Here is a 24709-nt window from a genome sequence, read left to right as displayed (position 1 = left end):
TTTTTGGGCAGCCCCCTGTCGCGGCAATAGCGTATTTAGAAGATGAGAGACGCCACCTCGTCAAATGTCAGCGCGACATGATGCACGCCGACCTCGCGCAGCATCTCACCATGCCCCGCGCGGTCGACGATATGGCCCGCGCCGCAGAAACCGACCACGGCCATTCCCGCGGCAATTGCCGCCCGCGCCCCCGTCGGCGAATCCTCGATGGCGAGGCATCCCGCGGGGTCGACGCCAAGACCCTTCGCGGCGGCGAGATAGATGTCAGGAAACGGCTTGCCTCGATCCCAGCCGTCGGCGCTGTAGACATGCTCCCCGAAATGATGGCCGAGCCCGAATAGGCCGAGTGCCCAGCCGATATATTCGGCGCGGCTCGACGAAGCGATCGCGCGCGGTAGCGGCCCCAGCGCGTCGAGAAATACAGCGACGCCGGGCACGGCATCGAAGCCCTCCATATAGCGCGCCCGCGCCCGCTCGCGGTGGGTCTCGCGAAAATCGGCGGGTAGTGCGCGGCCATAGCGCGCGACGATGCGCCGTTCGGTTTCCTGCCAATTATGGCCATAATAATCGCGCAGGCACTCGTCATAGGTCGCGGGCATGCCCGCGGCGGTCAGGCTTTCGGCAAGCGACAGGTTCGCGCGCACTTCGCTGTCGGCGACGACGCCATCGAAATCGAAAATGATCGCGGCAGGCGTCATGCGAATCTCACAATCTTCATACTTGGTGCCTAGGCGTTTCACGATCAGGAGACAGCATCATGAAATTCATTTCCTTGAACTCGCGCGGCGGCAATTATCTGGTCGTCGCCGAAAATGTCGCCTGGCTCCGCGATTATGAGAACGGCCAGACGCAGGTCGGGATGGTCGGCGGCGCACCGCTGCTGGTTTCGGGCAAGATCGAGGAGATCGCAGCGTCGATCCTTGCCCAGGCCAACGCGACGGAGTGACCGCGACTATTTCAGCGCATCACCTCATGCTCGCGCGCATAGCTCCATGGCCCCTCGCCGGACCAGCCGCGACCGTCGGGGAAGCTAAGCTTTAACCCGCTGAGCTGCGCCGGGTCGAAAAGGCGCATGTTCACGCCCATCATGTCGACCTCTCCGCCCATCCGTTCGATCAGTCCCTCGGTTGCCGACCAGTGCGTCGTACAGCCACAAGTCGCGCAAAAATGCAGGTCCGAATTGGGGTTTTCGCGGTCGGCGCGATTATAGGTGCGCGTCGCACCCTCGATCACGACGTCGCGCGGCGACATATAGCTCCAGAGGATGCCGTGCGAGAAGCAGAGCGAGCAATTGCACTCGGCGATTTCCTCGGGCGCCTTGGCAAGCCGCACCGAGACGGCGCCGCAGTGGCAGGTGGTGTTCCAGCTCATTTCGCCTGCACTCTATAATCCATATTTATCATTCCTTGTGACCAGCTCCAGTCCCGTCTCGACCAGCGTGCCGGCATCGACGGCATCGCGCGAGACTGGATAGAATTCGGAGACGCGAAAGGCCGCGCCGATCGCCATCAATTCCAGTTCCTTCGCCCCCAGAATTGCGTCGCGCACCTGCAGGAAATGCCGATGCATGTACGATGGGCCGTTTGCCATGAGCGTCGAATCGTCAACGGGCGCGCCGTCGCTCACGACTAGAAGGATGCGTCGCCGTTCGAGGCGGCTCTTTAGCTGATTGACGCCCCATTCCAGGGCCTCTCCGTCGACATTTTCGCGCAGGACATCGGGGTTCAGCATTTGCCGCCAGTCGTCCGGATCGAGCGCCGCATTGTCGAACGGCTGGTACAAGATATGAAGCAAGGCGCATAGGCGCCCGGGTCTGGACGGCTTTCCATCGCGCAGCCATTTGCGCCGCGTAAAACCACCATGCCAGCCAGCGGTCGAATAGCCGGCAACCGCGACACTTGCGCCGCGCCTTCCCAGCTCCTCCGATAGGCGCCGAACCCCCGCGGCAACCCACGCCATCGGTTCGCCACGCATCGAACCCGATTGATCGACCATGAGTAGCACAGCGGTACTGGAAAGTTCGCCGTCTTCATGAGTTTCCAGCGCCCCCAAATCTCCGAGCCGGTCATAATTGTGTTCTGCGCGATCGATCTGGAGACGCCACTTCCGATCATCCTTTTCGAGATATCCCTTTTCGCCGTCGGGGCTGATCTCCGGCAAGCTTGTCGGTACAGCGGCAGCAGAGAGGGTACGGTCGAATTCGCGCGTATATGCTCGATAAAGCTCGTTTTCCGGGCCATCTTCCACCTGTTGCGGCGTGCGGCGATGGAAACCGACCGTCAGCGCGGCGATCAGCGCAACCATGGCCAGCGCGATACCGATATCGACCAATCCGGGCGTCATACCCCCTCCGCGATGCGTCTCCTACTCGACCGTAACCGATTTCGCGAGATTGCGCGGCTGATCGACGTCGGTGCCCTTGGCGACAGCCACATGGTACGCCAGCAATTGCACCGGCACCGCGTAAACGAGCGGTGCGATCAGCGGGTGGACCTTGGGCATTTCGATCGTCGCCATGCAGCCGTCACCGGCTTCTGCGAGCCCTTCTGCGTCTGAAATCAAGACGACCTTGCCGCCGCGCGCCATGACTTCCTGCATGTTGCTGACGGTCTTTTCGAACAGCGGGCCCGAGGGAGCGAGGACGATGACCGGGACCGCCTCGTCGATCAGCGCGATCGGGCCATGCTTCATCTCACCCGAGGCGTAACCCTCTGCGTGGATGTACGAGATTTCCTTGAGCTTCAGCGCGCCTTCCAGGGCAAGCGGATAGTCGGGGCCACGACCGAGGTAGAGCACGTCGCGCGCGGGGGCGACGAGATGCGCCATCTTCGAGATTTCCTCGTCGTGCGCGAGCGCGGCGTTGAGTGCCGCAGGCGCCTCGATCAGATGCTTGACGATCTCATGCTCTTCCGCGGCGCTGAGCTTACCCTTTTTGAGCGCGAGATGCGCGGCGAGCGCGGCGAGCACCGCAAGCTGACAGGTGAAAGCCTTGGTCGACGCAACCCCGATTTCGGGACCGGCATGCGTTGGCAGCAGCAGGTCCGCCTCGCGCGCCATGCTGCTGGTGGGAACGTTGACGACGACCGCGATCGTCTGCCCGTTCGCCTTGCAGTGGCGCAGCGCCGCGAGCGTGTCGGCAGTCTCGCCCGACTGCGAAATGAAGAGCGCAAGCCCGCCCGGCTGGAGCACCGGGTCGCGATAACGGAACTCCGACGCGACATCGATGTCGACGGGAACGCGCGCGAAGGTTTCGAACCAATATTTGGCGACCATGCCCGCGTAGAAGCTGGTGCCGCACGCGACGATCGTAATGCGCTCGACCGTCGACAGATCGAAATCCATCTGCGGCAACGCGACCGTCTGTTCGAGCGGACGAATGTAGGAGGAGAGCGTCTGCGCGACGACGGTCGGCTGCTCGAAAATCTCCTTCTGCATGAAGTGGCGGTAATTGCCCTTTTCGACCGCGGCGGCCGTGACGCCCGAGGTCGTGATTTCGCGCGTCACGGGATTATTGTCGGCGTCGTAGATCTGCGCACCATCCTTGGTGATGACCACCCAGTCGCCCTCGTCGAGATAGGCGATCTTCTGCGTCAGCGGCGCAAGAGCCAAAGCATCGCTGCCCAGATAGGTTTCGCCCTCGCCATAACCCACGACCAACGGCGAACCGAGGCGCGCCCCGATCAAAAGGTCGGAATGCTGGCGGAAGGCGATTGCGAGCGCGAAGGCGCCGCGGAGCTGCGGGAGGACCGCCTTCACCGCGTCCTGAGGTGACTTGCCCGCTTCGACCTGTTCGCTGACGAGATGTGCGACGACCTCGGTATCCGTCTCGCTCTCGAACTTACGGCCGCGCGCGGTCAGCGCCTCGCGCAGCGGCTTGAAATTCTCGATGATCCCGTTGTGGACCAGCGCGACCTCGCCTGTCGCATGCGGGTGCGCGTTGCTCGTCGTCGGCGCGCCGTGCGTCGCCCAGCGCGTGTGCGCGATGCCGACGGTGCCGGGCGCGGGATTGCCGGCGAGTTCCTTGACGAGATTGCCGAGCTTACCCTCGGCGCGGCGACGGATCAGTTGGCCGCCCTCGACAGTGCACACGCCCGCCGAGTCATAGCCGCGATACTCCATGCGCTTCAGCCCGTCGACCAGACGGTCCGCCACCTGGTCCTTGCCGATGATTCCGATAATTCCGCACATGTGGTCTGGCTTTCTTCTAAAGCGTGTAGGGAACGCGAATACCCGGCATCGACGCCGGAAACACCTTGATATTGCGTGTAACCAGGATGCGCCCGCTGATCTGTGCGGTCGCCAGTACGAAAGCGTCGGCCAAGGTCAAGCCCTTGCGCTCGGCGCGCAGCGCCGCGGCACGACGCGCGACCGCATCCCCGATCTCCTCGACCTGGAAGCAGCCGAGAAAGGCCTCAACCGCTTTCACCGATGTGGGGTCGGCCGCTGACATCACCTCGGTCCAGCTGACACGACTCACGCTCTTGCGCCCGGCGCGGCGGATCTCGGCCCGCGCCGCTTCGATGCCGTTCAGCGCGTCGATCAGGATGTCGCTATCGAACTGCGCGTCGATCATTCGCGCTTGCCCCTAAGCCGCCGCTGATATTTCAGCCCGTCGCCGATATCGTCGCGGGTGCGAAAGATTCCGAAGGCGTTATCGATCGCGTCGCCTGACACGTCCGCGCGATAGGCCGCTACCGCACGGCGAACGAGCTCGGCCCGTGACACGCCTAGCTCGGCCGCAAGCGCGTCGAGCCACTGGATATCGTCATCGGGGATGTCCGCGAGAAAGCGCATGCCAGATTGATATCATATCATGATATCAAATCAAGCGGGCAGTTGCTTTCGATAGACGAGAACGCCGGTTTTTTCGGCAATGCGATCGTATAGCAGCATCGCGGTATCGTTGGTTTCGTGCGTCAGCCAATAAACGCGCGGGAGCCCGCGCTCCTTCGCCGCGTCATAGACGGCCTCGATCAAGGCGCGGCCGACACCCTTGCCACGCGCGTCGGCGGTGGTGAACAGGTCCTGCAGATAGAGCGACGGCAGGAGCGAGGTGGTGCTGCGATGGAGCAGATAATGGGTCAGGCCGAGAAGGGCGCCGTCCTGCTCGGCGACCAGCGCGAACATCGGCTCATAGGGATCGTAGAAGCGATCCCAGGTCGCGGCGGTGACCTCGGGCGCCAGCGCCGTATCGCCGCTGCGGCCGTAGAAGGCGTTGTAGCCGTCCCATAGCGGGAGCCACCGATCGTAATCGGCGCGGGCCGCGGGCCGGACGATCAGGCCGCTCATGTCCGCCCGAAATTGCGGTCGACGAAGATCATCGCGAACTGCACCGGATCGGGCGCTTCGCCATTTCCTGCGGCGAAGCGCGCCTTGCCATCGGTCCAGATTTTCAGAATTTGCGCGGGCAGGTCGGGGCCGAATTTCATCTGCTGCTCGACGATCTGTTCCCAGCTTCCCTTCACGTCAAAGCTCTGTTCGAGCTGCGGCACCATCGCTTTGCAATAGCCCTCGGTCGCGGGGTCGAGATGGCCGATCGCTTTCAGCACCCAGGCGTCGACGAAGCGCAGGAAAGGCTTGTCGGTGTAGCGATCGGTCACTTTGTGTTCTCCATCCATTCGTCGCGCAGCAAGCCGAAGATCAGCGAATCGCGCACCCCAATGTGCGTTTCCCATTCGCCGCGCAGCCGCCCCTCATATTGGAAGCCAAGACGCTGGATTAAAGAGATCGACCCGGCATTTTCGGGATCGGTATCGGCAAAGATGCGGCGCAGCTTCAGATCATCGAAACCATGGTCAATCACCCGCGACACCGCTTCGCGCGCGATCCCGTTGCCCCAATGATCGCGGTTCAGGATATAGCCGACCTCCTTCACGTCGGGCTTGCCGTCGATCAGGATCACCCAGCCGAGCGCGACATCGTCACCGGCGGTGATCGCCCAGCAATCATAGCCCTGCCCCTCGGCGGCATTGCCTTTGACATAGTCTGCCGTCTCGGCGAGCGACGCGTGCGGCCCGCTCGACCACCAGGTCATCACTTCGGGATCGGACAGCACGGGAAAGAGCGCCGCGGCATCGTCCTCGCGCAATTGGCGCAGCACGAGGCGCGCGGTGGTCAGTGTCGGTGCAGGCATCGGGTTATTTCTTTTCCGCCGCTTTTTTCTTGCGCATTGCCTCGTGGAAACGGTCGGCCCAGCCGGGCTTGACCAACTGCTCGCCGCGCACAAGCCGCAGTTCGCCATCGGCGACGTCGCGCGTCACCGCGCTGCCGGCGGCGACGATCGCATCGGCGCCGATCTTTACCGGAGCGACCAGCGCGCTGTTCGATCCGATGAAGGCACGCTCGCCAATCTCGGTCTTATATTTGAAATAGCCATCATAATTGCAGGTGATCGTGCCCGCGCCGATGTTGGCCCCCGCGCCGACGGTGACGTCGCCCAGATAGGTCAGGTGGTTGGCTTTGGCGCCCTTGCCGAGCACCGCCTTCTTGGTCTCGACAAAATTGCCGATCTTTGCCTTTTCGCCAAGGACCGTACCGGGCCGGAGCCGCGCGAACGGACCGACTTCGCAGCCCGTGCCGACGATTGCGCCTTCGATATGGCAATTCGCGCGGATCTTCACATTGTCGGCGATCTTCGCGCCGGGGCCGAAGAAGACATTGGGCTCGATCGTTACGTCGCGGCCAAGCTCGGTATCCCAGGCGAACCATATGGTGTCAGGGGCGATCAGACTGGCGCCATCGGCCATCGCCTGCACGCGGCGGCGCGCCTGCCATTCGCTTTCCATCGCAGCAAGTTCGCCGCGGCTGTTGATACCGGCCACATCATAGGGATCGGTGACGACGACCGCACAATGCCGCCCGTCGCCGTTCGCGATATTGACGATGTCGACGAGATAAAATTCCTTCGCCGCATTGTCGTCGGTAACACGCGCGAGCAGCGCGAAGAGGTCGGCCGATTTCGCGGCCATCAGCCCCGAATTGCAAAGGCGCACCGCACGCTCGGCGTCGGTCGCATCCTTATGCTCGACCATCTTGGTGACATAGTCGCCGTCAGTGATGACGCGGCCATATTGCTGGGCATCGGCGGGCTCGAACGCCAGCACCACGACCGCGGGCGCATCGGGGGCATTGAGCCGGTCGATCATCGCCTGCATGGTCGCGGCGGGAACGAAGGGCACGTCGCCATAGAGGATCAGTACATCGCCGTCGAAGCCCGTCAGCGCGCCCTCGCCCTGCTGCACCGCATGGCCGGTGCCGAGCTGCGGCTCCTGAACCGCCAGGTCCGCGCTTCCCGCCAGCGCCGCCTCAAGCTGATCGGCCTTGTCGCCGACGATCACGACTTTCTTTGCCGGGCTCAATTCATCGACGCTCGCCATCAGGTGCAGCAGCATCGGGCGGCCGGCGATCGGGTGCAGAACCTTGTGCAGGTCCGATTTCATGCGGGTACCCTTGCCCGCGGCAAGGACGATGGCGGCGATGGGATTGCTCATGCGCGCTGCCATGCCAGCAAATCATTGCGGTTTCCAGAGCATCGCGCCATGCGGGGCCGATGAACGCATTTCCTTTCGCGACCGTCGGCTTCGACCTCGACGGCACGCTCCTCGATACGCTCGGCGACCTCGCTGCCGCGGTCAATCACGCGCTGGCACTGATGGATCGCGCCCCGCTGAGCCCGGACGCCGTGCGGCCGATGATCGGGCGCGGAGCGAAGCATATGCTGGAGGAAGGCCTGCGCGCGAGCGGCGGCGTTCCAGAGGGGGCGGTCGAGCGGCTCTATCCCGAACTGCTCGACTTTTACGGGGCGCATATCGCAATCGAAAGCCGACTTTTTCCTGGCGTAGTCGCCGCGCTGGACCGGCTCGACGCGCTGGGCGTAAAGACCGCCGTCGTCACCAACAAGGCCGAGCATCTTGCGCGCATGCTGCTTGCCGAATTCGGCTTGGCCGATCGCATGGCGACGATCATCGGCGGCGATACGCTGAATGTCCGCAAGCCCTCCCCCGAACCGATTCACGCGATGGTGGAGCGATGCGGCGGCGGCCGCGCGGCCTTTGTTGGTGACAGCATTTATGACGTCATGGCGGCAAAGAATGCCGGCGTGCCGAGCGTCGCGGTCAGCTTCGGCTTTCTCGATCGCCCTGCGCCGGAACTTGGAGCAACCTATGTGATCGACCATTTCGACGAACTGGTTCCGCTTCTCGCGACGCTTTAGGGCGGATCGACATTCAGTTCAGGTACGTGAGCACCGGAAGCACGCGAAATCGCCATTTGCAGGCTGTCATGGGCTGAATGTCGATCCGCCCTTAGCGCTTGCGCCACTTCGTCCAGAGATGCCTCGCAAGCATCGCAGGCGGCATGCGCAGCCAGTGCGAGCGAATATAGAAAGCCTGTTCGAGCAGCGGATCGGTGACGCGGCCCCAATCGTCGCGCGCCAACAGGCGGCGGCGAAACCACGCATCGGCCGGGTCCTGGCGATCCCATTTCCCGGGCAGCTCCGCTCCATAAAGATCGCGCGCCAACCGCGCCGCCCGATGTACGGGCGTCCGCAACCCGTGGAGATCGGCGCGCGCATCGAGCTTGCCCCAATAGTCCGCGTCGGCCAGCGCGAATTCGCGCGTCATCAGGTGGAAATCCCACAGATTGCGCAGACCGCCCTGCAAATCGCCGTCGGCGAGCATATGCGCCGCGCAGTGGCACGCCATGTCGGCAGGGTTCAGCACCGCATGGCCGCTTCCGCTTGTCACGGCGTCGCTCATCAGCGCCAGCGCATCGGGCGTAATCCGGTGGGTGCGCGGCAGGATCGTGTGGTGGACGTCGATCATCCGGTCGCGCACTTTGTGGATCATCGGCGGCAGCTCGTGCATATGCTCGCGGTAATAGGCGTCGTCATAGGGATCCGACTTCACCCATTCCCATCCCGCCTTGAGCAACAGATTTTCGGCGCGGCGGATGTCGGAGGCGAGAACGAGGATATCAAGGTCGCCGATCTGCCGCCCCGCGGCGCACGCCATATCGGCAGCGGCATAGGCTGCCCCCTTCAGCAGCACGAACTCGATGCCCGCGGGCGCGAGCGCGCGCCGCGCCATCTCCGCCTCCCACAAGGCCTGCGCCTGCGCGACCTTGGCGGCCGCGCGCTGGTCGGCGAAGAGCGCGGCGACAGCCCGCGGAACGTCGGCATCGACAAGACGATACGCGAGCGTCGCAAGCATCGCCTCGCTACGCGCGACCCCGATCACGCCGTCCCAGTCGCGCGCGAGGAGCGTAGCGGGAGCACGCCGAGCCGCGAGCAGGTCGACGAAGGTCCGCACCGCGCTCACCGGGCGGTTTCCGCCCAGAGCTGCTCAACCAGCGCGATGCCGGCGGCGCTGTCGGGATAGGAAATGCCGAACGCCGGCGTTTCGCGAACAAGCCGCGTCAGCGCGGCGAAGCCCGCTTCGCCAAGCGCGACATAGTTGGTCGACGCCTCGGTCAGCCGCACGAACGCCTCGCCCTCGCCCATCGGCTCGATCGCAGTTTCGCCGCCGAAGCGCGGAAACAGCAACAGGGCAGGACGCGCGGGTTCGTGCATCGCGGCAATGGCGCTGGCACGCGGGATCAGGTGACGAATGTCGCCCTTGGGCGTCGCCGCAAGCAATGGCCCGAGCCGAGCCGGATCGACATGCGCCGCGACCTCAGCAATTGCGTCATTCTTCAGGCTGACCGCGCGCGGAAAGGCAAAGGCGTCGCCCGCGGCGGGGTCGATCAGCGTGAATTCGTCGCCCATCAACCGCCAGTCGCCCTCAACGCCCTTCTCGCCGAGCAGCGCCGCGAGGGTCGATTTTCCCGACCCCGACTCGCCCGACATGATCAGCGCGCGGCCGTCCTTCGCGACCGCGCTCGCGTGGAGCAGCATGTGCCGCCGCCACCCGAGTGCGACCTGCAAATTCATACCCATTTCGGCCGCAAGCAGCCCCATCGACAAGGGGAGCGGCAGCGCGTCGGGAACGACAAAATCGCCCCCGATATGGACCGGGGGACGCAGCCGGCGCCGCCAGGGCCGCGCCGCGAACAGGCGCACCGTCGCGTCGGCGGGGCGCGCTTCGTCACGCGGATAGCCGGCGTAAAGTCGCTCAAGCGCCGCGATCGGTTCGGCCCAGTCGCTTCCGATCCGGAACTGCACCGGGCCGACGGCAATGCGCGTACTATGCCTCACGCCCGCTCCACCAACCCCATCGCCGCGAGTTCGTCGAGCCGCTCGGCAAGGATCGGCTGCACATCGTCATCGCCGTCGAAATCGAAGCTTGCCGCAAGCCGTGACGCGAGGAGCGCAGCACCGCACGGGTCGACGCCCATGGCTTCGAGGATTTCGGGCATCGGCGAGACGACGAGGTGCGTCTGCATGGACCGCCGGTCGAATATCGCGGTCAGCTCACCCAAGGGCTCGATACGCAGCGCGCCCGGCGGCGCGGCGCGATAGGTGCGATCAGTCATAGGTTTCGGCGGCGGCAGTCAGCTTCGCAAGGATGGCCATCAGCGTCGCGCGTTCGCCGGCGGTGATATTCGATTCAAGCTGCGCCTCGCTCGCCAGCGCCGCAGGAACGATCGCATCATAGAGCGAACGGCCCGTTTCGGTGAGTTCCAGATGATGTGAACGCCCGTCGGCTTCATGCGCCTGGCGCGCGATCAGATTTCGGTCGGCCAGCGCCTTTGCAGCGCGGTTCACGGTAACCTTGTCCATCCGCGTCGCCTGCACCAGCTCGCGCTGGGTCTTGGGCTGTCCCTCGCCGAGCACCGCCATCAGTCGCCATTCGGGAATCTTGAGCCCAAAGCGATTCTCATATTCGGCGGCGATCCGGCTCGAAAGGGCATTTGACGCGATGGACAGGCGGTACGGCAGGAAATTGTCGAGATTCAGCTTCTTCGCGGCCATGCCTTGTATATCCCAAAAACCGTGAACCCCGGCGCGGACCATCCTATCGCCTGTTTCGGACCTGTGAAGGGCGCAATGTCGGGAAAATCAGAAAGAAACGCGCGCGCCGACCCAGATCGTACGCGGCGTCGCGCGTTCGACGATACCCGACGAGGAAATCGCTGCAGGGACAAGTTCGTCGAACAGATTTTCACCACGCGCCTCGATGCTGATCGCCTCGGCAAGCTTCCACGATACACCTGCATCCAGCGTGAGCGCATCGCCCAGTTCCAGAAGCCCGAGGTCGTCCTCATTCTGCTTGCCGACATAGCGTAAGGTCGCAAAGCCACCGAACGGCCCATTCGCATTGCTGCGCAGCGACACGCTGCCGCCATGCTTCGCGATCTGCGCCGGGCGACGGCCGTCGAGCGTTGCGGCGCCGCCCGACGCGTCGACCTTTGCATCGGTGAAAGCATAAGTGGCGCGCAGCGTCGCGGGGCCGATCCGCTGCTCGGCGCTGACCTCGACGCCCTTGCTGTCGATCGCGTCGAGATTCTGCCGCTGGTTGAGGTTCGGCGCGAGCGTCACATTCGCGATCGCGTTCGTCAGATGATTGGCGAACAGCGTCGCGGACAGCTTCGTACCGTCGCTGTTCCAGTCGACCCCGACCTCGCCGCCCCACAGCCGTTCAGGCTTGAGCATTTCGTTTGCCGTAGTCACCTCGGCGCCGACGCGGAAAGGGCGGTAGAGTTCGTTGAGCGTCGGCAGGCGCCAGCCGCGATAGCCCGCGGCGCGCAACGACAGCGCGTCCGAGGTCCAGCGTACGCCTGCGCGGCCGCTGCCTTCCCACCCCTGCCGCGCCGCAAAGCGCAGGTCGGCGATCACGGGGCCGGAAATATTGCGTTCGAGACGATAGCCTTCGCCAAGCGACCAGCGATCGACGCGCCCGCTGAGCGTCCAGAGGAAGCCGTCATTCGCGTCGCCCGATGTCCATTCGGCGAAAGCGCCGACGGTATCGCTGCTGCCGCCGGCGATGCGGTGGCGGCCGGGGATCACGCCGCTAAAGAAGAAATCCTCTTCGGTACGGCCGACGGTGCGCCGCCAGTCGAGCCCGAGGCGCAGCGGATTGGCCCCGTCGAGTGCCGGACGCAGTTCGAACCGCGCGCCGAGCCCGGTCGCGGGAACGCGCTGGAACAGCGCCGGCGCGACGCTGTTCCGCCCCGCCGCGACGCTCGCAAAGCCGCTTTCGAAATCGCGGAGTTGGACATAGGCGAGCGCGAGCCATTGCGTCGCGCCGGCTGGATCGTGGACGAAGCGCAAGCTCGCATCGACACCGTCGAATTTGCTTTGCGTGAAATCGGTCCCGCGGTCGCGCCGGTCGGAAAAACCACGCACGCTGGCTTCGATCCGGCTGTCGTCACCGGCGTCGAAACGCAAACGCAGGCCAAGTCCGCCCTGTTCATAGGGCGCGGCGCGATCGACGCGGCCGCGCTGGCCGTTGGCGACGGGAATGAAGCCGTCGCCGCGGCTATAGCGGCCATCGACCGCCACCTTTCCCTCGCCGATTTCGCCGCCGGCCGACGCCGATGCGTCCCAGCCGTTGCGGCTGCCATAAGCGATGCTGGCTTCGACGCCATCGGTCATCGTCGAGAATAGGCCGACCGTTCCCGCCAGCGCTCCGGGACCATCGACCCCGCTCCCGCCGCCCCGGGCAACAAGGATGCCGCCAAGGTTGATCGCGTCATAGGCACTCCACGCGACCCACCCGCCGAAAGGGTCGGCCTGCGGTATACCGTCGAGCGTTACCAGCGCCCGCGCCGACGCGTTGCCGCCAAGGCCGCGCAACGTGATGCCCTGGCTGGTCGGGTGGGCGGAGCGCCCGTCCGATCGCCGAAACTGCACGATGCCCGCCTCGTCGCGCAGGCGGTTTTCGATGCGAGCGCCCAAGCCCTGTTCGGGATAGGCAATCAGGCTGGAGCCCTGCACCGTATCGCCGTCCGCCGGTTGGAGCGCCCCGCTCCCCCTTACGATGATGATTTCGGTCGGAATGCGCGGAACCCAAAAGCTGCAACAGCCGCCATCGAATTCGGATTCCTCCGTTTCAGCCTGCGCGTCCTGCGCCATCGCCGCCGCCGGCAATGCCAGCGCGGCCGTTCCGATCAGAAGGCGGATCACGCGGGCTTGACCGCGTCGGGATGCGCCTTCTGGAATGCCTCCAGCGCCATGCAGGCCGCGTCGATCTCGGCCAGCCGCGGAAAGGCGTCGAGCGGCACTTCGAAGCGGCGCGCGTTATAGATTTGCGGGACGAGGCAGCAGTCGGCGATCCCCGGCGTATCGCCGCCGAGATAGCGGCCGTCGCCCGCCATCGCCTCCAATGCCTCGAACCCCTGCATGATCCACGTTGCGATCCAGCGGTCCTTGGTCTGCTCGTTGAGGCCAAGGTCGCGTTTCAGATATTTGAGCACGCGCAGATTGTTGAGCGGATGGATATCGCTCGCGATCACCTGTGCGCGCGCCAATGCGACCGCGCGCGGCATCGCCTCTTCGGGGATCAGCCGCGGTTCGGGGTAAGCACGATCGAGCCAGTCGATGATCGCCATGCTCTGGATGATCGGTTCGCCGTCGACGACAAGCATCGGGACAAAGCCCTGCGCATTCTGTTCCAGATACGCATCGCTGCGTTGCTCGCCCGCGATCAGGCTGACCTCGACGCGCTCATAATCGAGCCCTTTCAGGTTCAGCGCGATACGCACGCGAAAGCTGGCCGAGGAGCGGAAATAATCGTGGAGGACGAGCTGGGTCATGACCCGCCTAATGCGATGCTTTCGGCATCTCCGCAATCCATTGCCGCAGCAGCGCCGCACCTTCCTTGTGCACCGTCGACCGCCCGACCTCGGGCATCGCGATGCCGGGGTCGGTGCTTTCGAGGCGATAGATCAGAAAGCTGTGGTCGGGGTCGCCCGGCGCAACAGCAAAGTCCATCCCCCCGCTCCCCCGCCCCGCCGCCGTCGGGCGCTTGCCGATACCATAGTTCACGCCCGCCGGGTCATCGGTCCAGCGCAGGAACAGCCCGCTGTTCGAGGCGCTGCCCGCCGGATTGTGGCAATGCGCGCAATTGACGTCGAGGTAGGCGCGCGCGCGATCGGCGACGCTGCCGGCCTTGGCATCGTCCCATTGCGGCATCACTGGCTTGAGCGCCGCCGGATTTTCGAAATAGAGGCTACGCAGCTTGCCCGACGCCGCCGGGTCGACGATGAAATTGCGCGCCTTGGGCCCGATCGGCACGATCTCTCCGCCAAGGCTGTGGCATTCCTTGCACTGATTCTTGTTCGGGACCGCGTAACGAATGCTATGCGTTTCGCCGTCGGGGCTCTTGAAGGTTACGGGAACGCGGCGCCCGCCCAAGGCCAAGGTCGCGTCCTTGCCGTCGGCATCCCAGATATAGGGAAGCGCCACCCACCCCGACGCCCGCCGTATCAGCAGGCGCGTCTCGACCGGCCGCCCGCCGTTGACGTCGTTCCAGCCAAAGCTTTTGACGAGCACCGTTCCCACCGGAAACTCGATGACTCCGTCGTTTCCGACCTTCGCCTTCTTTCCCGCCGGGATCGAGACGAAGCGATGCTTTTCGGTATAGTCGCTGAACAGCGGCGCGCGCAGCGTATAGCCGATGCCGGTCGCGGGCTGCCCGGGATCATTACCGCGAAACAAGCCGAACTCCGACAATTTGGGCGGCATCGCGTCGCTCTCCACGACAGCCTGATCGACGCCCGGCGGCGCAAGCGCCGCCCCACCGCTCGAGCATAATAATGCCGCAGAGAGCGCGGCCAATATCCGCTTCACCGGACCTTCGCCTCCATCGCATCGGGCAGCTTGATCACCGGCAGCGCCGGGGACGGCGTGCCCTTCGACAGGTCCGCGGGTGCCGGCTTCGCTTCGCTCTGCGGCGTTTTCACATCGGGCAGGTTCAGCGAAAGCACCCCGACCTTGTCGAGCACGATGGCATCGCCCGCGCCATCCCACAGCACCGGCGGGATGCTGCCGCCGAGCGCCGCCGCGATCATGTCGCCGCCGGGAAATTTCGGCGCATAGCCGGCCTTGCCATGCTGATTGCCGCGCACGACGATGCCCTTCGGCAGCGGCTGGTACTTCGGATCCTTATGCTCGTAGCGATAGCCGACGATCATGACGTTTGCGGTGCCGTTCTGGTCGAACACATTGTCGAAAACCTCGACATTGCGGTTCGCCATGATGAGCACGCCCGTGCCGGTCGGGACGCTCGCGACAATATTGCCCTTCGGTGCAAAGTTCGGCGTACTATTGTCGTTGACGATATTTTCGAAGACACGGACATTGTGCCCGCCCTGCATCGGCAGGCTGGGCAGGTCGAACACGAGGATGCCGCCGGTATTCTTCGTCGCGATATTGTCGTGGACGTCGGCGCCATAGCTGTTCTCGATCTCGATCCCCGCGACATTTTCGGTCGCGATCGAATCGCGGACGACGATATTTTTCGACTGCCCGACATAAATGCCCGCATCCGACGCACCGCGCACGAAAACGCTGTCGATCAGCACGTCGCTGCTTTCGACCGGGTAGATACCATAGGCGCCGTTGGTTTCCTTTGGCCCCGCGGTCCATTCGACGCGCAGCTTGTAATAGACGATGCGGTCGGCGCCCTTCGACTTGATCCCGTCGCCCTTGGTGTTGAGCACGGCAAATTCGGTGAGCAAGACATCTTCTGAGGTGACGAGCAGCCCCTCGCCCGCGCCCTGCTGGCCCATAAAATCAAGGATCGACCCGCCCTCGCCCGCCCCGGCGCCGCGTACGGTAACATTGGCGACGTCGAGCGACAGGCCGTCGGTAAGCTTCCATACGCCCGCACCCAGTTGCACGATGTCCCCAGGCTCGGCGAGGATGAGAGCCTCTTGCAGCTTTTCATTGGCGTCGGGCGTTGTTGCGCTGACGCTGATAACTTTCGCCGCCGCCGGATTGGCGGCAAATGCTGCCACGATGCAAAGCGTCGCCGCGTGGCGCAGGCCATGGAATCGCATATGTCTCTCCCCTTATTTTCGGGGAACATGGTGCAAGACTTGACGGATGCCAAGCGTGTTGCTGACATATGTGTAGCTAACCCGGGGAGAGGTCGCTTTGATTCACAGATTTGGTTTGGCGCTTGTCGCCCTCATCGCCGTGCCGTCGATGGCCGCCGCGCCTGCGCCGATTGCCGGGCGCTGGAAAACCGACGATGGCAAGGCCGTCGTCGTCATGGCCGCGTGCGGCAACAAAATGTGCGGGCGCGTCGATCGCCTGCTGATCAAACAGCCCGCCGGCGGCCAGCTCGACGAACGTAACCCCGACAAGGCGAAGCGCGGCCGCAAGGTCACCGGCCTGCAGATTTACTGGGACCTTGTGCCGCATGGCGACGGCTGGAAGGGCGAAGGCTACAGCCCCGAGGACGGTCGCTATTACAAGGCGCATCTGCGCGCCAATGGCGGCAAGATGACGATGAAAGGCTGCGTCAGCCTGTTCTGTCGCACGGTGACGTGGACGAAGATGAGCTAATTCTTACCCTCCCCATCGCTTCGCGACGGGGAGGAAATTAGGATCAATCTTCGCCCAAAATCCAGTCGACCCCGGCGGAGACATGTATCCGCGTCGTGTCATAGATCGGCAGGAGATTGGCGTCGGTGTCAACCAGCATCACCAATTCGGTGCACGCCAGCACGATTGCCTGGATATCCTGCTTTGCGATGTCGGTGATAAAGGTCTTCATCGTGCGGCGCGAACTTTCGTTCACCTTGCCGAGCATCAACTCTTCATAGATGATCCGGTCGATCTCGTCGGCGCGGCTCGCGTCATAGGGCGCGAGCGTCAGTCCGTGGCGGACGAGGCGCTGGCGGAACCAGGGTTCGGTCATCACGTTGCGCGTGCCGATCACCGCCGCCGCCTTGATCCCGTCGGCCTTCATCTTCTCGCCGGTTTCGTCGACGATATGCAGGATCGGGATCGAGATCGCCGCAGCGACATCCTCGGCCACCTTGTGCATCGAATTGGCCGCGATCATCAGCGCGGTCGCACCCGCCGCTTCGAGCCGCTGTGCCGAGGCGATCAGCACGTCTTTGGCATGCGCCCATTGCTCCGGCGTCGTGATGCGCGACAGCTCGCAATAGTTGAGGCTTTCCATCAGGATCGGTGCCGAACAGGCGGTGCCGAGGCGCTTTTGCACGCCCTTGTTGAGATGGCGGTAATAAAGCTCGGTCGATGCCCAGCTCATTCCCCCGATCAGGCCGATTTTGCGCATTTCATCTCCAGAAAAACAGAAATCCGTTCGCCCTGAGCTTGTCGAAGGGCCGTTCTTTCATCCGGTAGAGGAAAAAACAGTGCCTCGACAAGCTCAGCACGAACGGAGTTTTGATCGGGTCGTCGGATTTAGTGCCCGCTACCGCTCAACGCCTTAACGATATCGTCGGCCATCTTCTTCGCATCGCCGAGCAGCATCATCGTCTGGTCCATGTAAAAGACGTCGTTGTCGACGCCGGCGTAGCCGACCCCGCCCATCGAGCGCTTCACGAACAGCACCGTCTTCGCCTTTTCGACGTCGAGCACGGGCATGCCGTAAATCGGCGAGGTCTTGTCGGTCTTTGCCGCCGGGTTGGTCACGTCGTTTGCACCAATGACGAAGGCGACGTCGCACTGCGCGAATTCGCCGTTGATGTCCTCAAGCTCGAACACCTCGTCATAGGGAACGTTGGCTTCCGCGAGCAGCACGTTCATATGGCCGGGCATGCGTCCCGCGACCGGGTGGATCGCATATTTGACGTTCACGCCTTCCTTTTTCAGCTGGTCGGCCATTTCGCGGAGCGCATGCTGCGCCTGTGCGACCGCCATGCCGTAGCCGGGGACGATGATGACATTTTCGGCCTGGCTCATCAGGAAGGCGGCGTCTTCGGCGCTGCCCGGCTTCCACGGGCGCTGTTCCTTCGAACCGCCCGCGCCACCGCCCGAATCGTCGGCACCAAAGCCGCCCGCGATCACGCTGATGAAACTGCGGTTCATCGCGCGGCACATGATGTACGACAGGATCGCACCCGATGAGCCGACGAGCGCACCGGTGATGATCATCGCGGTGTTGCCGAGCGTGAAGCCCATCGCCGCCGCGGCCCAGCCCGAATAGCTGTTGAGCATCGACACGACGACCGGCATGTCGGCACCGCCGATCGGGATGATCAGCAGGAAGCCGATCGCGAAGCTGAGGCCGGTGATCGTCCAGAACACCCACGGCGACTGGTCCTGCGTGAAATAAGCCGTCAGCGCGACGATCGCGGCGAGTGTGCCGAGGTTGATGATGTGCCGCCCGGGCAGCATGATCGGCGAACCCGACATATTGCCGTTGAGCTTGAGGAAGGCGATGACCGATCCCGAGAAGGTGATCGCACCGATCGCGATACCCAGCCCCATCTCGACACGGCTCACGACATGGATCTGTCCCGCGGCATCGGCGATGCCGAATGCGACGGGGTTGAGATAGGCGGCCGCCGCCACCGCGACCGCGGCGAGGCCGACAAGGCTGTGGAACGCCGCGACAAGCTGCGGCATCGCGGTCATCGCGATCCGCCGCGCCATCACGATGCCGATGACGGCACCGATGCCGATCGCAACGAGGATTTCGACCAGCCCGACCGTATCGAGGAGCCCGTCGGCGGTCGCCGGCGCGTGGGTGAGCAGCGTGGTCACGACCGCGATCAGCATGCCCGCCATCCCGAAGCGGTTACCGGCCTGCGCCGTTGCCGGGCTCGACAGCCCGCGCAGCGCTAAAATGAACAGGACGCCCGCTACCAGATAAGCGACGGCCGCCCAGGGATTGACCGCGAGGCCATGGCCGCCGGTCGCGGCGGAAAGGATCGACTGAAATTCCATCTCAGCGCTCCTTCTTCTTGTACATCGCGAGCATGCGTGCGGTAACTGCGAAGCCGCCAAAGATGTTGATGCTCGCCATTACCACGGCAGCGAGGCCGAGCCATTTCGACGACGCCGAGCCAGCGGCGGCGCTGGCGATCAATGCGCCGACGATGATCACCGACGAAATGGCGTTGGTGACGCTCATCAGCGGCGTGTGCAGCGCCGGGGTCACCGACCAGACGACGAAATAGCCGACAAAGCAGGCCAGTACGAAAATCGAAAAAATCGCGATAAAATCCACGGGCTCGCTCCCCTGCTGATTCCGTTTCGCGCACCTCTTGCCGCGCCCCGCCGGGTGTGTCGACTCCAAAGCACCCAAAAAGAAGCGCCCGCATTCCTCAGCGTGAGAAATGCGGGCGCTTTACGACATAAAATATCGCTTCGCCGGTCGGCCCGGCATCGTTTTTTACATCTTTGGAACGAGCACCGCGTCGATGACATGAACGACGCCGTTCGACTGACCGACATCGGCCTGCGTTACCGTCGCCTTGTCTCCGTTCGCACTGGTCAGCAGGATCGTGTTACCGCTCTTCGCCGCGATCAGGTCCTGCCCGTCGACGGTCTTGAGCACCGCCTTACCGCCACCTTCGGCGATCTTCGCGGCAAGGTCGGCGGCGGTCAGCTTGCCGGGAACGACATGATATTTGAGCACGCCCGCCAGCACGTCCTTCTGCGCCGGTCGCATCCAGCCGTCGCGCGTGACCGGCGGGACCTGCGCAAAAGCCGCATCGGTGGGCGCGAACAGGGTGAACGGCCCCGCGCCCGAAAGCGTCTCGGCAAGCCCGGCCTGCGTCACCGCCGCCGCCAGCGATTTGTGATCGGGCGAGGCCGCAAGATTTGCCGCGATCGTGCCGCTCGCCACCATTTGCGATGCGCCCGCGGCGGGCACGGGGGTGGTTTCGCTGTTAGCAGCTTTCGTCGTTTCCGTCGGTGTTTCGTTCTTGCCACCGCAGCCCGACAGCACGAGCGCGGCCGCTGCGGCCGTCAAGATCAGATGAGTTTTCATATTCTTACCCTTCGCATAACGGACGCAGCGGCCCGAATCGTCAGCCGAAGGTGGGCATCAACACGCCATTGATGACATGAATGTTACCGTTCGACTGTTCGACATCGGCCTGCGTGATGAAGCCGCTGCTGCCCTGCGTTCCGTCAACCTTGATGTTGCCCTGCACCTCTGTGAAGGTCAGCGTCTCGCCCTCGACAGTCGCAAGCGTCGCCTTGCCGCCGCCGGCTTTGATCTTTGCGAACAGATCCTCGGCGGTCACGCGTCCCGGGACGACATGATAGGTCAGCACCTTGGCGAGCGATTCCGTGTTGCCCGGGTTCATTAGCCAGTCGGTCATCGGCTGCGGCACCGCGGCGAAAGCCTGATCGGTGGGCGCGAAGATGGTGAAGGGCTGGCCCGCAAGCATTTCTGATACGCCCGCGGCGGTCAGCGCGGTTGCCAGCGTCTTGTGATCGGGCTTGGCAGCGATTTCGAGCGCGATACCGGTGGGCTGCGCGGGCGCGGCAGGGGCCGCTGCTTCGGCGGGGGCAGCAGCATCGGCCGCGACTTCGGCTTCGGCCGGAGCCGGAGTTTCCTGCGCATAAGCGGGCGACAGGGTGGCAAGCACGAACAGGGAAGTGGCGAAAAGCTTCGCAGACGACATCAATCATTCTCCAATTGGTTGAGAGTCAGAGTTAGGAAAACCCTGAACGCATAGTAACCAAAGGAAGTTTCATGAAAAGGCCGAAAACGGCCATTTTTTACGATTTTATCAGCGACCGACGATCAATTGCGCCATCAACTGCTGAATCTTCTGCGGGTCGCTCTTGCGCGAAATCTTGACCTCGAGCGGCGTCGCGGCGCCCGAAACCCATACTTTCATATCGGCGTCGAGGTCGAAGGTGCCGGCGGTCTCGAAAGAGAAACGCGTGACCGAGCGCCAGGGAATGCTCTGGAAATCCTTTTTCGATCCCGTCAGGCCCTGCACATCGACGAAAATGAAGCGCAGGTTCGTGAGCAAGACGGTGTCGCGAATGGTCCGGAACGCGGCGAGCACGCGCTCGCCCTCGATCAGCCATGCCTGAAATTCGGCCTGCGCGCCGGCGATGTCGATATCCCCGGCGCTGAACAGTCCCATCGCTTCAGCCCAGCAGCCGCTCGTTAACGACCTTGCCGCCCTGCGTCAGCCGCACGGCGTTGCCGATTTCCTCGTCGAGCACGGGCTTGCCCGCTTCCTTGTCCCAGAATGCCGAGAGGAAGTTGAACAGGTTGCGGCTGAACAGCGCGCTGGTATCGGCGGGCATCAGCGCGGCAATATTCCGGGCCCCGATCACGGTGACCCCGTGGATCTTCTTGGTCTCGCCCGCGACCGAACCTTCGACATTGCCGCCGCTTTCGGCCGCCATGTCGACGACCACGCTGCCGTTGCGCATCGTAGCAAGCTGCGCGTCCGAAATCAGCCGCGGTGCCGGGCGACCCGGGATCAGCGCGGTGGTGATGACGATGTCCTGCTTGGCGATATGCGACGACACGAGTTCGGCCTGCGCCGCCTTATATTCGTCCGACATTTCCGTGGCATAGCCGCCGGCGCCTTCGCCCTCGATTCCCGCGACGGTTTCGACGAAGATCGGCTTGGCGCCAAGGCTGAGAATCTGTTCCTTGGTCGCCGCGCGCACATCGGTCGCGCTGACCTGCGCGCCGAGGCGCCGCGCGGTCGCGATTGCCTGCAGCCCCGCAACGCCGACACCCATCACGAACGCCTTTGCGGCGCTCACCGTGCCGGCGGCGGTCATCATCATCGGAAAGGCGCGGCCATAGGCGTTGGCCGCGATCAGCACCGCCTTATAGCCCGCGAGATTCGCCTGGCTTGAGAGAATATCCATCGACTGCGCGCGCGTGATGCGCGGCATGAATTCCATCGCCAGCGCCTCGAGCCCGAGCTTCGCATAGTCGTCGACACGGGCGCGTTCACCGAACGGATTAAGGCCCGCAGCGAGCCATGCACCGTCGGCAAAACCCGAAAGCCCCTTGGGATCCGGCCCCTGCACGGCAAGAATGATGTTCGCGCCCTTCAGCGCATCGGCGCGGGTGCCGACCTTGGCGCCTGCGGCGCTATAATCGGCGTCGGCAATCGACGCATGGTCGCCCGCGCCCGATTCAACAGCAACTTCGGCGCCCAGACCAATGAATTTCTTCACGGTTTCGGGGGTCGCGGCGACGCGGGTCTCGCCGGCGGCGAGCTCCTTCAAGACGGCGATGCGCATGCCGGTCCGGTCAGGACGCGATGAGAAGGACGACGCCGATAACGACGATCGCGGTGATGATCGAGCCGATCTTGAACAGGCTGATGAAACCCGCGTAGGTTTCTTCGGCTGCCTTCATTTCCTGCTGTGCCATCGCTTTTCCCCTTTTACCTTCCGTTCCTGTGCGCGAGCGCACAGCGCCGCACCCCAGAATCGGTTATCGCGCCGGTCTTAGCCACGCACCCCGCCATGCTCAAGTGCGGGTTTGATCGCTGGACATCGCTACGGGAAAAGACGAATGCCCTTAATCGCCCTTTTACCCCTGTCGGATACACATGCAGCCCTCAGCAGAACAAACCCATAGCAATGTCGGTTCAGGGGGCAGATTCGAAACGATGACGAACACGCGCGACACGCGAACGGTCATGATCGTCGACAGCGAGCCTGCCCAGCAGCGCTTCCTCGCCGCCCTCGTTTCGCGGGGCGGCTGGCGTAGCGTCATCGCACCCGATACCGATACCGCGCTTGCGAAGCTCGGTACCCAGGAAGGTATGGCGCTCGACGCCGTGCTCGTCGACCAGGGTGCGCCGGGGATGGATATCGCCGAATTTGTCGCCGAGCTGCGCCGCTGGCGCCCCGCCCTGCCGCTCGTCGTGATCACGATGCGCAACGGCGTCGAGGTCGCGGTCAGCGCGATGCGCGCCGGCGCCAGCGACTTCGTCCAGAAGCCCATCGCACCCGACCGCCTTCTCGAAGCGCTCGACCGCGTCGTGTCGACCAGCGGTCCGCAGGGCGAACTCCGCCCGCTGACCGAAAAGCTGCGTGCGCCGCTGGCGTTCGAGGAAATCATCGGTTCGAGCCCCAATTTCCGCAGCGCGCTGGCGATCGCCGCCAAGGCCGCGCGCGCACGCGTGCCGGTGATGATCAACGGCAAGCCCGGCACCGGCAAGGAAGTCTTCGCCCGCGCGATCCACAGCGCCAGCCCGCGTGCGCGCGGCCAGCTCGTCATGGTCGATTGCTCAGCGGTGTCGCCAGGGCTCATCGGTTCGGGGCTCTTCGGTCACGAACGCGGCGCCTTTCCCGGCGCGTTCGATCGGCAGGTCGGGCGCCTCGTTCAGGCCGACGGCGGCAGCATCATCATCGACCATGTCGAGTGTATCCCGCTTGAAACGCAGGCCAAGCTCGTCGAATTCCTCAACAGCGGCGAAGTCCAGATGATCGGCGGATCGATCCGCCAGAGCGTCGACGTGCGCATCATCGCGACAAGCGCAAGCCCGCTCGACAAGCTGATCGAGGCCGGCCACTTCCGCGAGGATCTGTTCTACGCGCTGTCGAGCGCGCAATTCACCCTACCCTCGCTCTCTGAGCGCCGCGGCGACGTCGGCCCGCTTGCACGCCACCTGCTCGCACGCATCGGCGGGCTGCCGGGTATGGCGACGATCGGTGTCACCGACGACGCGCTTCGCCTCCTCGCCGCCTATGCCTGGCCGGGGAATGTCCGCCAGTTGCAGGATGTGCTGTTCCGCGCTGCGGTCGAGAGCAAGACCGACGTCCTGACCAGCGCCGACTTCCGCGCGATCGAAGCCGCGCTTGGCGGCGGGGCCAGCAATGACCGCGACGTCGCGATCAACGGCGAGGCGATCGGCGTTACTTTATACCTGCCCGACGGCAATCTGCGTCCGCTCGAGGAAATCGAAGCCGACGTAATCCGCCTCGCGATCGGCCATTATCGCGGCCGGATGAGTGAAGTCGCCCGGCGCCTCGGCATCGGCCGCTCGACGCTCTATCGCAAGCTGAGCGATCTCGGAATCGATACCGCGGCCTGAACTACCACAGGGGAAGCTGCGCCGCGAAAAAGGGGCGCGGCGTACACAGCGGATGGTCGACATACTCGTCACCTTCATACCCCTGCTCGAACCGTTCACGCCGATATGAAAAATGCAGACCGCCACCGCCGCGAAAGATCAACAGCGCATGCTGGTTGCGCAGGTGCGGACTTTCCGTCGCGCGCATAAGGAGCGGCGACAGGTCGAGCACCGTGCGTGCGGGCCGATAGTCCCCGTCCCCGTCACCGATCATGATGCAATAGGGCTGTCCTACGGCGCGCGCCTCCGCTGCGCGCGCAACGGCTGGCGGCCAGCTCAAAATATTGACCATTCCGACGATAATCGTGGCGCCGACAGGGATAAGGACCCAGCGACCGCGCACCGATCGCCATGCAAGCGTCAGCAGGAACAGCGAGACCGCCGCGCCGATGATCAACAATGTCCAACCACCGACCCAGCGCGCGATGGGCGATGCGAACTGCCAACCCGACCATCCGGTAAGGACGATGGCAAGCCCCGCCCTGAAGGGGCGATAGTCGATCAGATCGAGACGGAATTTCCGTGAGACGATCAGGTCGATCAGGGCGCGAAGGCCATAGGCCGCCAGCCAGAGCAGCATCGCGCCCATTACAATCATCTGGCCCCACCGTCCCCAGTCGTTGTCCATACTCATCGGGCGGCCGAGCTCCCAGGAAAGCCAACCGACCGCCAAAACGAATACGCCGAGCACCCACCCATAAATCTTTCGCGGCGCCAAAAGCAGGAAGAGCGGCAGCCCCAGAAACAGGAGCTGAAACAACGCCGCCAT

Annotated in this window: 31 protein-coding genes; 4 read left to right on the top strand and 27 right to left on the bottom strand. The window is 64.0% G+C overall.

What is annotated here, in order from left to right:
* Positions 1-35 precede the first annotated feature (35 nt).
* On the bottom strand, positions 36-698 hold the full coding sequence (locus tag SC1_RS08445; RefSeq protein ID WP_062180054.1) for an HAD family phosphatase: 663 nt from the start codon (positions 696-698) through the stop codon (positions 36-38).
* A gap of 59 nt (positions 699-757) precedes the next feature.
* Between SC1_RS08445 and SC1_RS08440 the strand changes: the two genes are divergently transcribed.
* The gene (locus SC1_RS08440; protein ID WP_062180051.1) at positions 758-946 is read left to right on the top strand and encodes a hypothetical protein; all 189 of its coding nucleotides are present in this window, start codon (positions 758-760) and stop codon (positions 944-946) included.
* A gap of 11 nt (positions 947-957) precedes the next feature.
* On the opposite strand, the gene SC1_RS08435 is transcribed toward SC1_RS08440, so the two are convergent.
* Genes SC1_RS08435 through glmU form a run of 9 tightly spaced genes read right to left on the bottom strand, consistent with a single transcriptional unit; the run spans position 958 to position 7490 of the window.
* Positions 958-1371 carry a GFA family protein gene (locus SC1_RS08435; protein WP_062180048.1) on the bottom strand — a complete coding sequence of 138 codons (414 nt, stop codon included), beginning with the start codon at positions 1369-1371 and terminating at the stop codon, positions 958-960.
* A gap of 12 nt (positions 1372-1383) precedes the next feature.
* Positions 1384-2343, bottom strand: coding sequence for a hypothetical protein (locus SC1_RS08430; RefSeq protein WP_062180045.1), 960 nt, complete (start codon positions 2341-2343; stop codon positions 1384-1386).
* Between the two features lie 21 nt (positions 2344-2364).
* On the bottom strand, positions 2365-4188 hold the full coding sequence (glmS, locus tag SC1_RS08425) for a glutamine--fructose-6-phosphate transaminase (isomerizing) (protein ID WP_062180043.1): 1824 nt from the start codon (positions 4186-4188) through the stop codon (positions 2365-2367).
* Positions 4189-4204: 16 nt separating this feature from the next.
* On the bottom strand, positions 4205-4573 hold the full coding sequence (locus SC1_RS08420; protein ID WP_062180040.1) for a PIN domain-containing protein: 369 nt from the start codon (positions 4571-4573) through the stop codon (positions 4205-4207).
* Complete coding sequence (locus SC1_RS08415) at positions 4570-4794, bottom strand: ribbon-helix-helix domain-containing protein (RefSeq protein WP_062180036.1); 225 nt, start codon at positions 4792-4794, stop codon at positions 4570-4572. The genes SC1_RS08420 and SC1_RS08415 overlap by 4 nt, the downstream gene beginning before the upstream one ends.
* 30 nt (positions 4795-4824) lie before the next feature.
* Complete coding sequence (locus SC1_RS08410; protein ID WP_062180033.1) at positions 4825-5289, bottom strand: GNAT family N-acetyltransferase; 465 nt, start codon at positions 5287-5289, stop codon at positions 4825-4827.
* Positions 5286-5600: a hypothetical protein gene (locus tag SC1_RS08405; RefSeq protein WP_062180030.1), complete on the bottom strand. Its 315-nt coding sequence runs from the start codon at positions 5598-5600 to the stop codon at positions 5286-5288. Before SC1_RS08405 ends, SC1_RS08410 begins: the two co-directional genes overlap by 4 nt.
* Positions 5597-6133 carry a GNAT family N-acetyltransferase gene (locus tag SC1_RS08400; RefSeq protein ID WP_062180027.1) on the bottom strand — a complete coding sequence of 179 codons (537 nt, stop codon included), beginning with the start codon at positions 6131-6133 and terminating at the stop codon, positions 5597-5599. Before SC1_RS08400 ends, SC1_RS08405 begins: the two co-directional genes overlap by 4 nt.
* 4 nt (positions 6134-6137) lie before the next feature.
* On the bottom strand, positions 6138-7490 hold the full coding sequence (glmU, locus tag SC1_RS08395; protein WP_238586626.1) for a bifunctional UDP-N-acetylglucosamine diphosphorylase/glucosamine-1-phosphate N-acetyltransferase GlmU: 1353 nt from the start codon (positions 7488-7490) through the stop codon (positions 6138-6140).
* Positions 7491-7549: 59 nt separating this feature from the next.
* On the opposite strand from glmU, the gene SC1_RS08390 reads away from it, so the two are divergent.
* Positions 7550-8212 carry an HAD-IA family hydrolase gene (locus tag SC1_RS08390; RefSeq protein ID WP_062180021.1) on the top strand — a complete coding sequence of 221 codons (663 nt, stop codon included), beginning with the start codon at positions 7550-7552 and terminating at the stop codon, positions 8210-8212.
* A 91-nt stretch (positions 8213-8303) separates the two neighbouring features.
* On the opposite strand, the gene SC1_RS08385 is transcribed toward SC1_RS08390, so the two are convergent.
* From SC1_RS08385 to SC1_RS08350, 8 genes are all read right to left on the bottom strand, one after another.
* Entirely contained in the window at positions 8304-9317 is a 1014-nt protein-coding gene (locus tag SC1_RS08385; RefSeq protein ID WP_083435756.1) for a nucleotidyltransferase family protein, read from the bottom strand.
* Positions 9314-10192, bottom strand: coding sequence for an HprK-related kinase A (locus tag SC1_RS08380; RefSeq protein ID WP_062180018.1), 879 nt, complete (start codon positions 10190-10192; stop codon positions 9314-9316). The genes SC1_RS08385 and SC1_RS08380 overlap by 4 nt, the downstream gene beginning before the upstream one ends.
* Entirely contained in the window at positions 10189-10470 is a 282-nt protein-coding gene (locus SC1_RS08375; RefSeq protein ID WP_062180016.1) for an HPr-rel-A system PqqD family peptide chaperone, read from the bottom strand. Before SC1_RS08375 ends, SC1_RS08380 begins: the two co-directional genes overlap by 4 nt.
* Entirely contained in the window at positions 10463-10909 is a 447-nt protein-coding gene (locus SC1_RS08370) for a MarR family winged helix-turn-helix transcriptional regulator (protein WP_062180013.1), read from the bottom strand. The genes SC1_RS08375 and SC1_RS08370 overlap by 8 nt, the downstream gene beginning before the upstream one ends.
* 87 nt (positions 10910-10996) lie before the next feature.
* A complete protein-coding gene (locus SC1_RS08365) occupies positions 10997-13063 on the bottom strand; it encodes a TonB-dependent receptor (protein WP_062180010.1) in 2067 nt (688 codons plus the stop codon).
* Positions 13060-13692, bottom strand: a complete 633-nt coding sequence (maiA, locus tag SC1_RS08360; protein WP_062180008.1) for a maleylacetoacetate isomerase — start codon at positions 13690-13692, stop codon at positions 13060-13062. The genes SC1_RS08365 and maiA overlap by 4 nt, the downstream gene beginning before the upstream one ends.
* A 7-nt stretch (positions 13693-13699) precedes the next feature.
* Positions 13700-14728, bottom strand: coding sequence for an SO2930 family diheme c-type cytochrome (locus SC1_RS08355; RefSeq protein ID WP_062180005.1), 1029 nt, complete (start codon positions 14726-14728; stop codon positions 13700-13702).
* Entirely contained in the window at positions 14725-15939 is a 1215-nt protein-coding gene (locus SC1_RS08350; RefSeq protein WP_062180001.1) for a parallel beta-helix domain-containing protein, read from the bottom strand. The genes SC1_RS08355 and SC1_RS08350 overlap by 4 nt, the downstream gene beginning before the upstream one ends.
* Before the next feature lie 97 nt (positions 15940-16036).
* Between SC1_RS08350 and SC1_RS08345 the strand changes: the two genes are divergently transcribed.
* Complete coding sequence (locus SC1_RS08345) at positions 16037-16450, top strand: DUF2147 domain-containing protein (RefSeq protein ID WP_152682339.1); 414 nt, start codon at positions 16037-16039, stop codon at positions 16448-16450.
* Between the two features lie 43 nt (positions 16451-16493).
* Here the strand turns inward: SC1_RS08345 and SC1_RS08340 are convergent, their stop codons facing one another.
* The 8 genes from SC1_RS08340 to SC1_RS08305 form a co-directional block, all read right to left on the bottom strand.
* Positions 16494-17189 carry an aspartate/glutamate racemase family protein gene (locus SC1_RS08340; protein ID WP_062179995.1) on the bottom strand — a complete coding sequence of 232 codons (696 nt, stop codon included), beginning with the start codon at positions 17187-17189 and terminating at the stop codon, positions 16494-16496.
* Positions 17190-17317: 128 nt separating this feature from the next.
* Positions 17318-18805: an NAD(P)(+) transhydrogenase (Re/Si-specific) subunit beta gene (locus tag SC1_RS08335; RefSeq protein WP_062179992.1), complete on the bottom strand. Its 1488-nt coding sequence runs from the start codon at positions 18803-18805 to the stop codon at positions 17318-17320.
* A 1-nt stretch (position 18806) separates the two neighbouring features.
* Positions 18807-19088 carry a proton-translocating transhydrogenase family protein gene (locus tag SC1_RS08330; protein ID WP_039573456.1) on the bottom strand — a complete coding sequence of 94 codons (282 nt, stop codon included), beginning with the start codon at positions 19086-19088 and terminating at the stop codon, positions 18807-18809.
* A gap of 165 nt (positions 19089-19253) precedes the next feature.
* Positions 19254-19853: a fasciclin domain-containing protein gene (locus SC1_RS08325; RefSeq protein ID WP_062179989.1), complete on the bottom strand. Its 600-nt coding sequence runs from the start codon at positions 19851-19853 to the stop codon at positions 19254-19256.
* Positions 19854-19893: 40 nt separating this feature from the next.
* The gene (locus tag SC1_RS08320) at positions 19894-20496 is read right to left on the bottom strand and encodes a fasciclin domain-containing protein (protein ID WP_062179986.1); all 603 of its coding nucleotides are present in this window, start codon (positions 20494-20496) and stop codon (positions 19894-19896) included.
* A gap of 108 nt (positions 20497-20604) precedes the next feature.
* Complete coding sequence (locus SC1_RS08315; protein WP_037510620.1) at positions 20605-20970, bottom strand: PH domain-containing protein; 366 nt, start codon at positions 20968-20970, stop codon at positions 20605-20607.
* Between the two features lie 4 nt (positions 20971-20974).
* Entirely contained in the window at positions 20975-22096 is a 1122-nt protein-coding gene (locus tag SC1_RS08310; protein ID WP_062179983.1) for an NAD(P) transhydrogenase subunit alpha, read from the bottom strand.
* Between the two features lie 10 nt (positions 22097-22106).
* Positions 22107-22229 (bottom strand): aa3-type cytochrome c oxidase subunit IV, encoded by a 123-nt coding sequence (locus SC1_RS08305; RefSeq protein ID WP_062179980.1) that lies wholly within the window; start codon positions 22227-22229, stop codon positions 22107-22109.
* A 241-nt stretch (positions 22230-22470) separates the two neighbouring features.
* Between SC1_RS08305 and SC1_RS08300 the strand changes: the two genes are divergently transcribed.
* A complete protein-coding gene (locus SC1_RS08300; RefSeq protein WP_062179977.1) occupies positions 22471-23901 on the top strand; it encodes a sigma-54 dependent transcriptional regulator in 1431 nt (476 codons plus the stop codon).
* 1 nt (position 23902) lies between these two features.
* Here the strand turns inward: SC1_RS08300 and SC1_RS08295 are convergent, their stop codons facing one another.
* Positions 23903-24709 (bottom strand): hypothetical protein, encoded by an 807-nt coding sequence (locus SC1_RS08295; RefSeq protein ID WP_062179974.1) that lies wholly within the window; start codon positions 24707-24709, stop codon positions 23903-23905.

The organism is Sphingopyxis sp. C-1 (genome assembly GCF_001047015.1).
Taxonomy (GTDB): Bacteria; Pseudomonadota; Alphaproteobacteria; order Sphingomonadales; family Sphingomonadaceae; genus Sphingopyxis.
The sequence above is the reverse complement of the archived record's forward strand: the minus strand, read 5'-3'. Positions and strand labels throughout refer to the sequence as shown.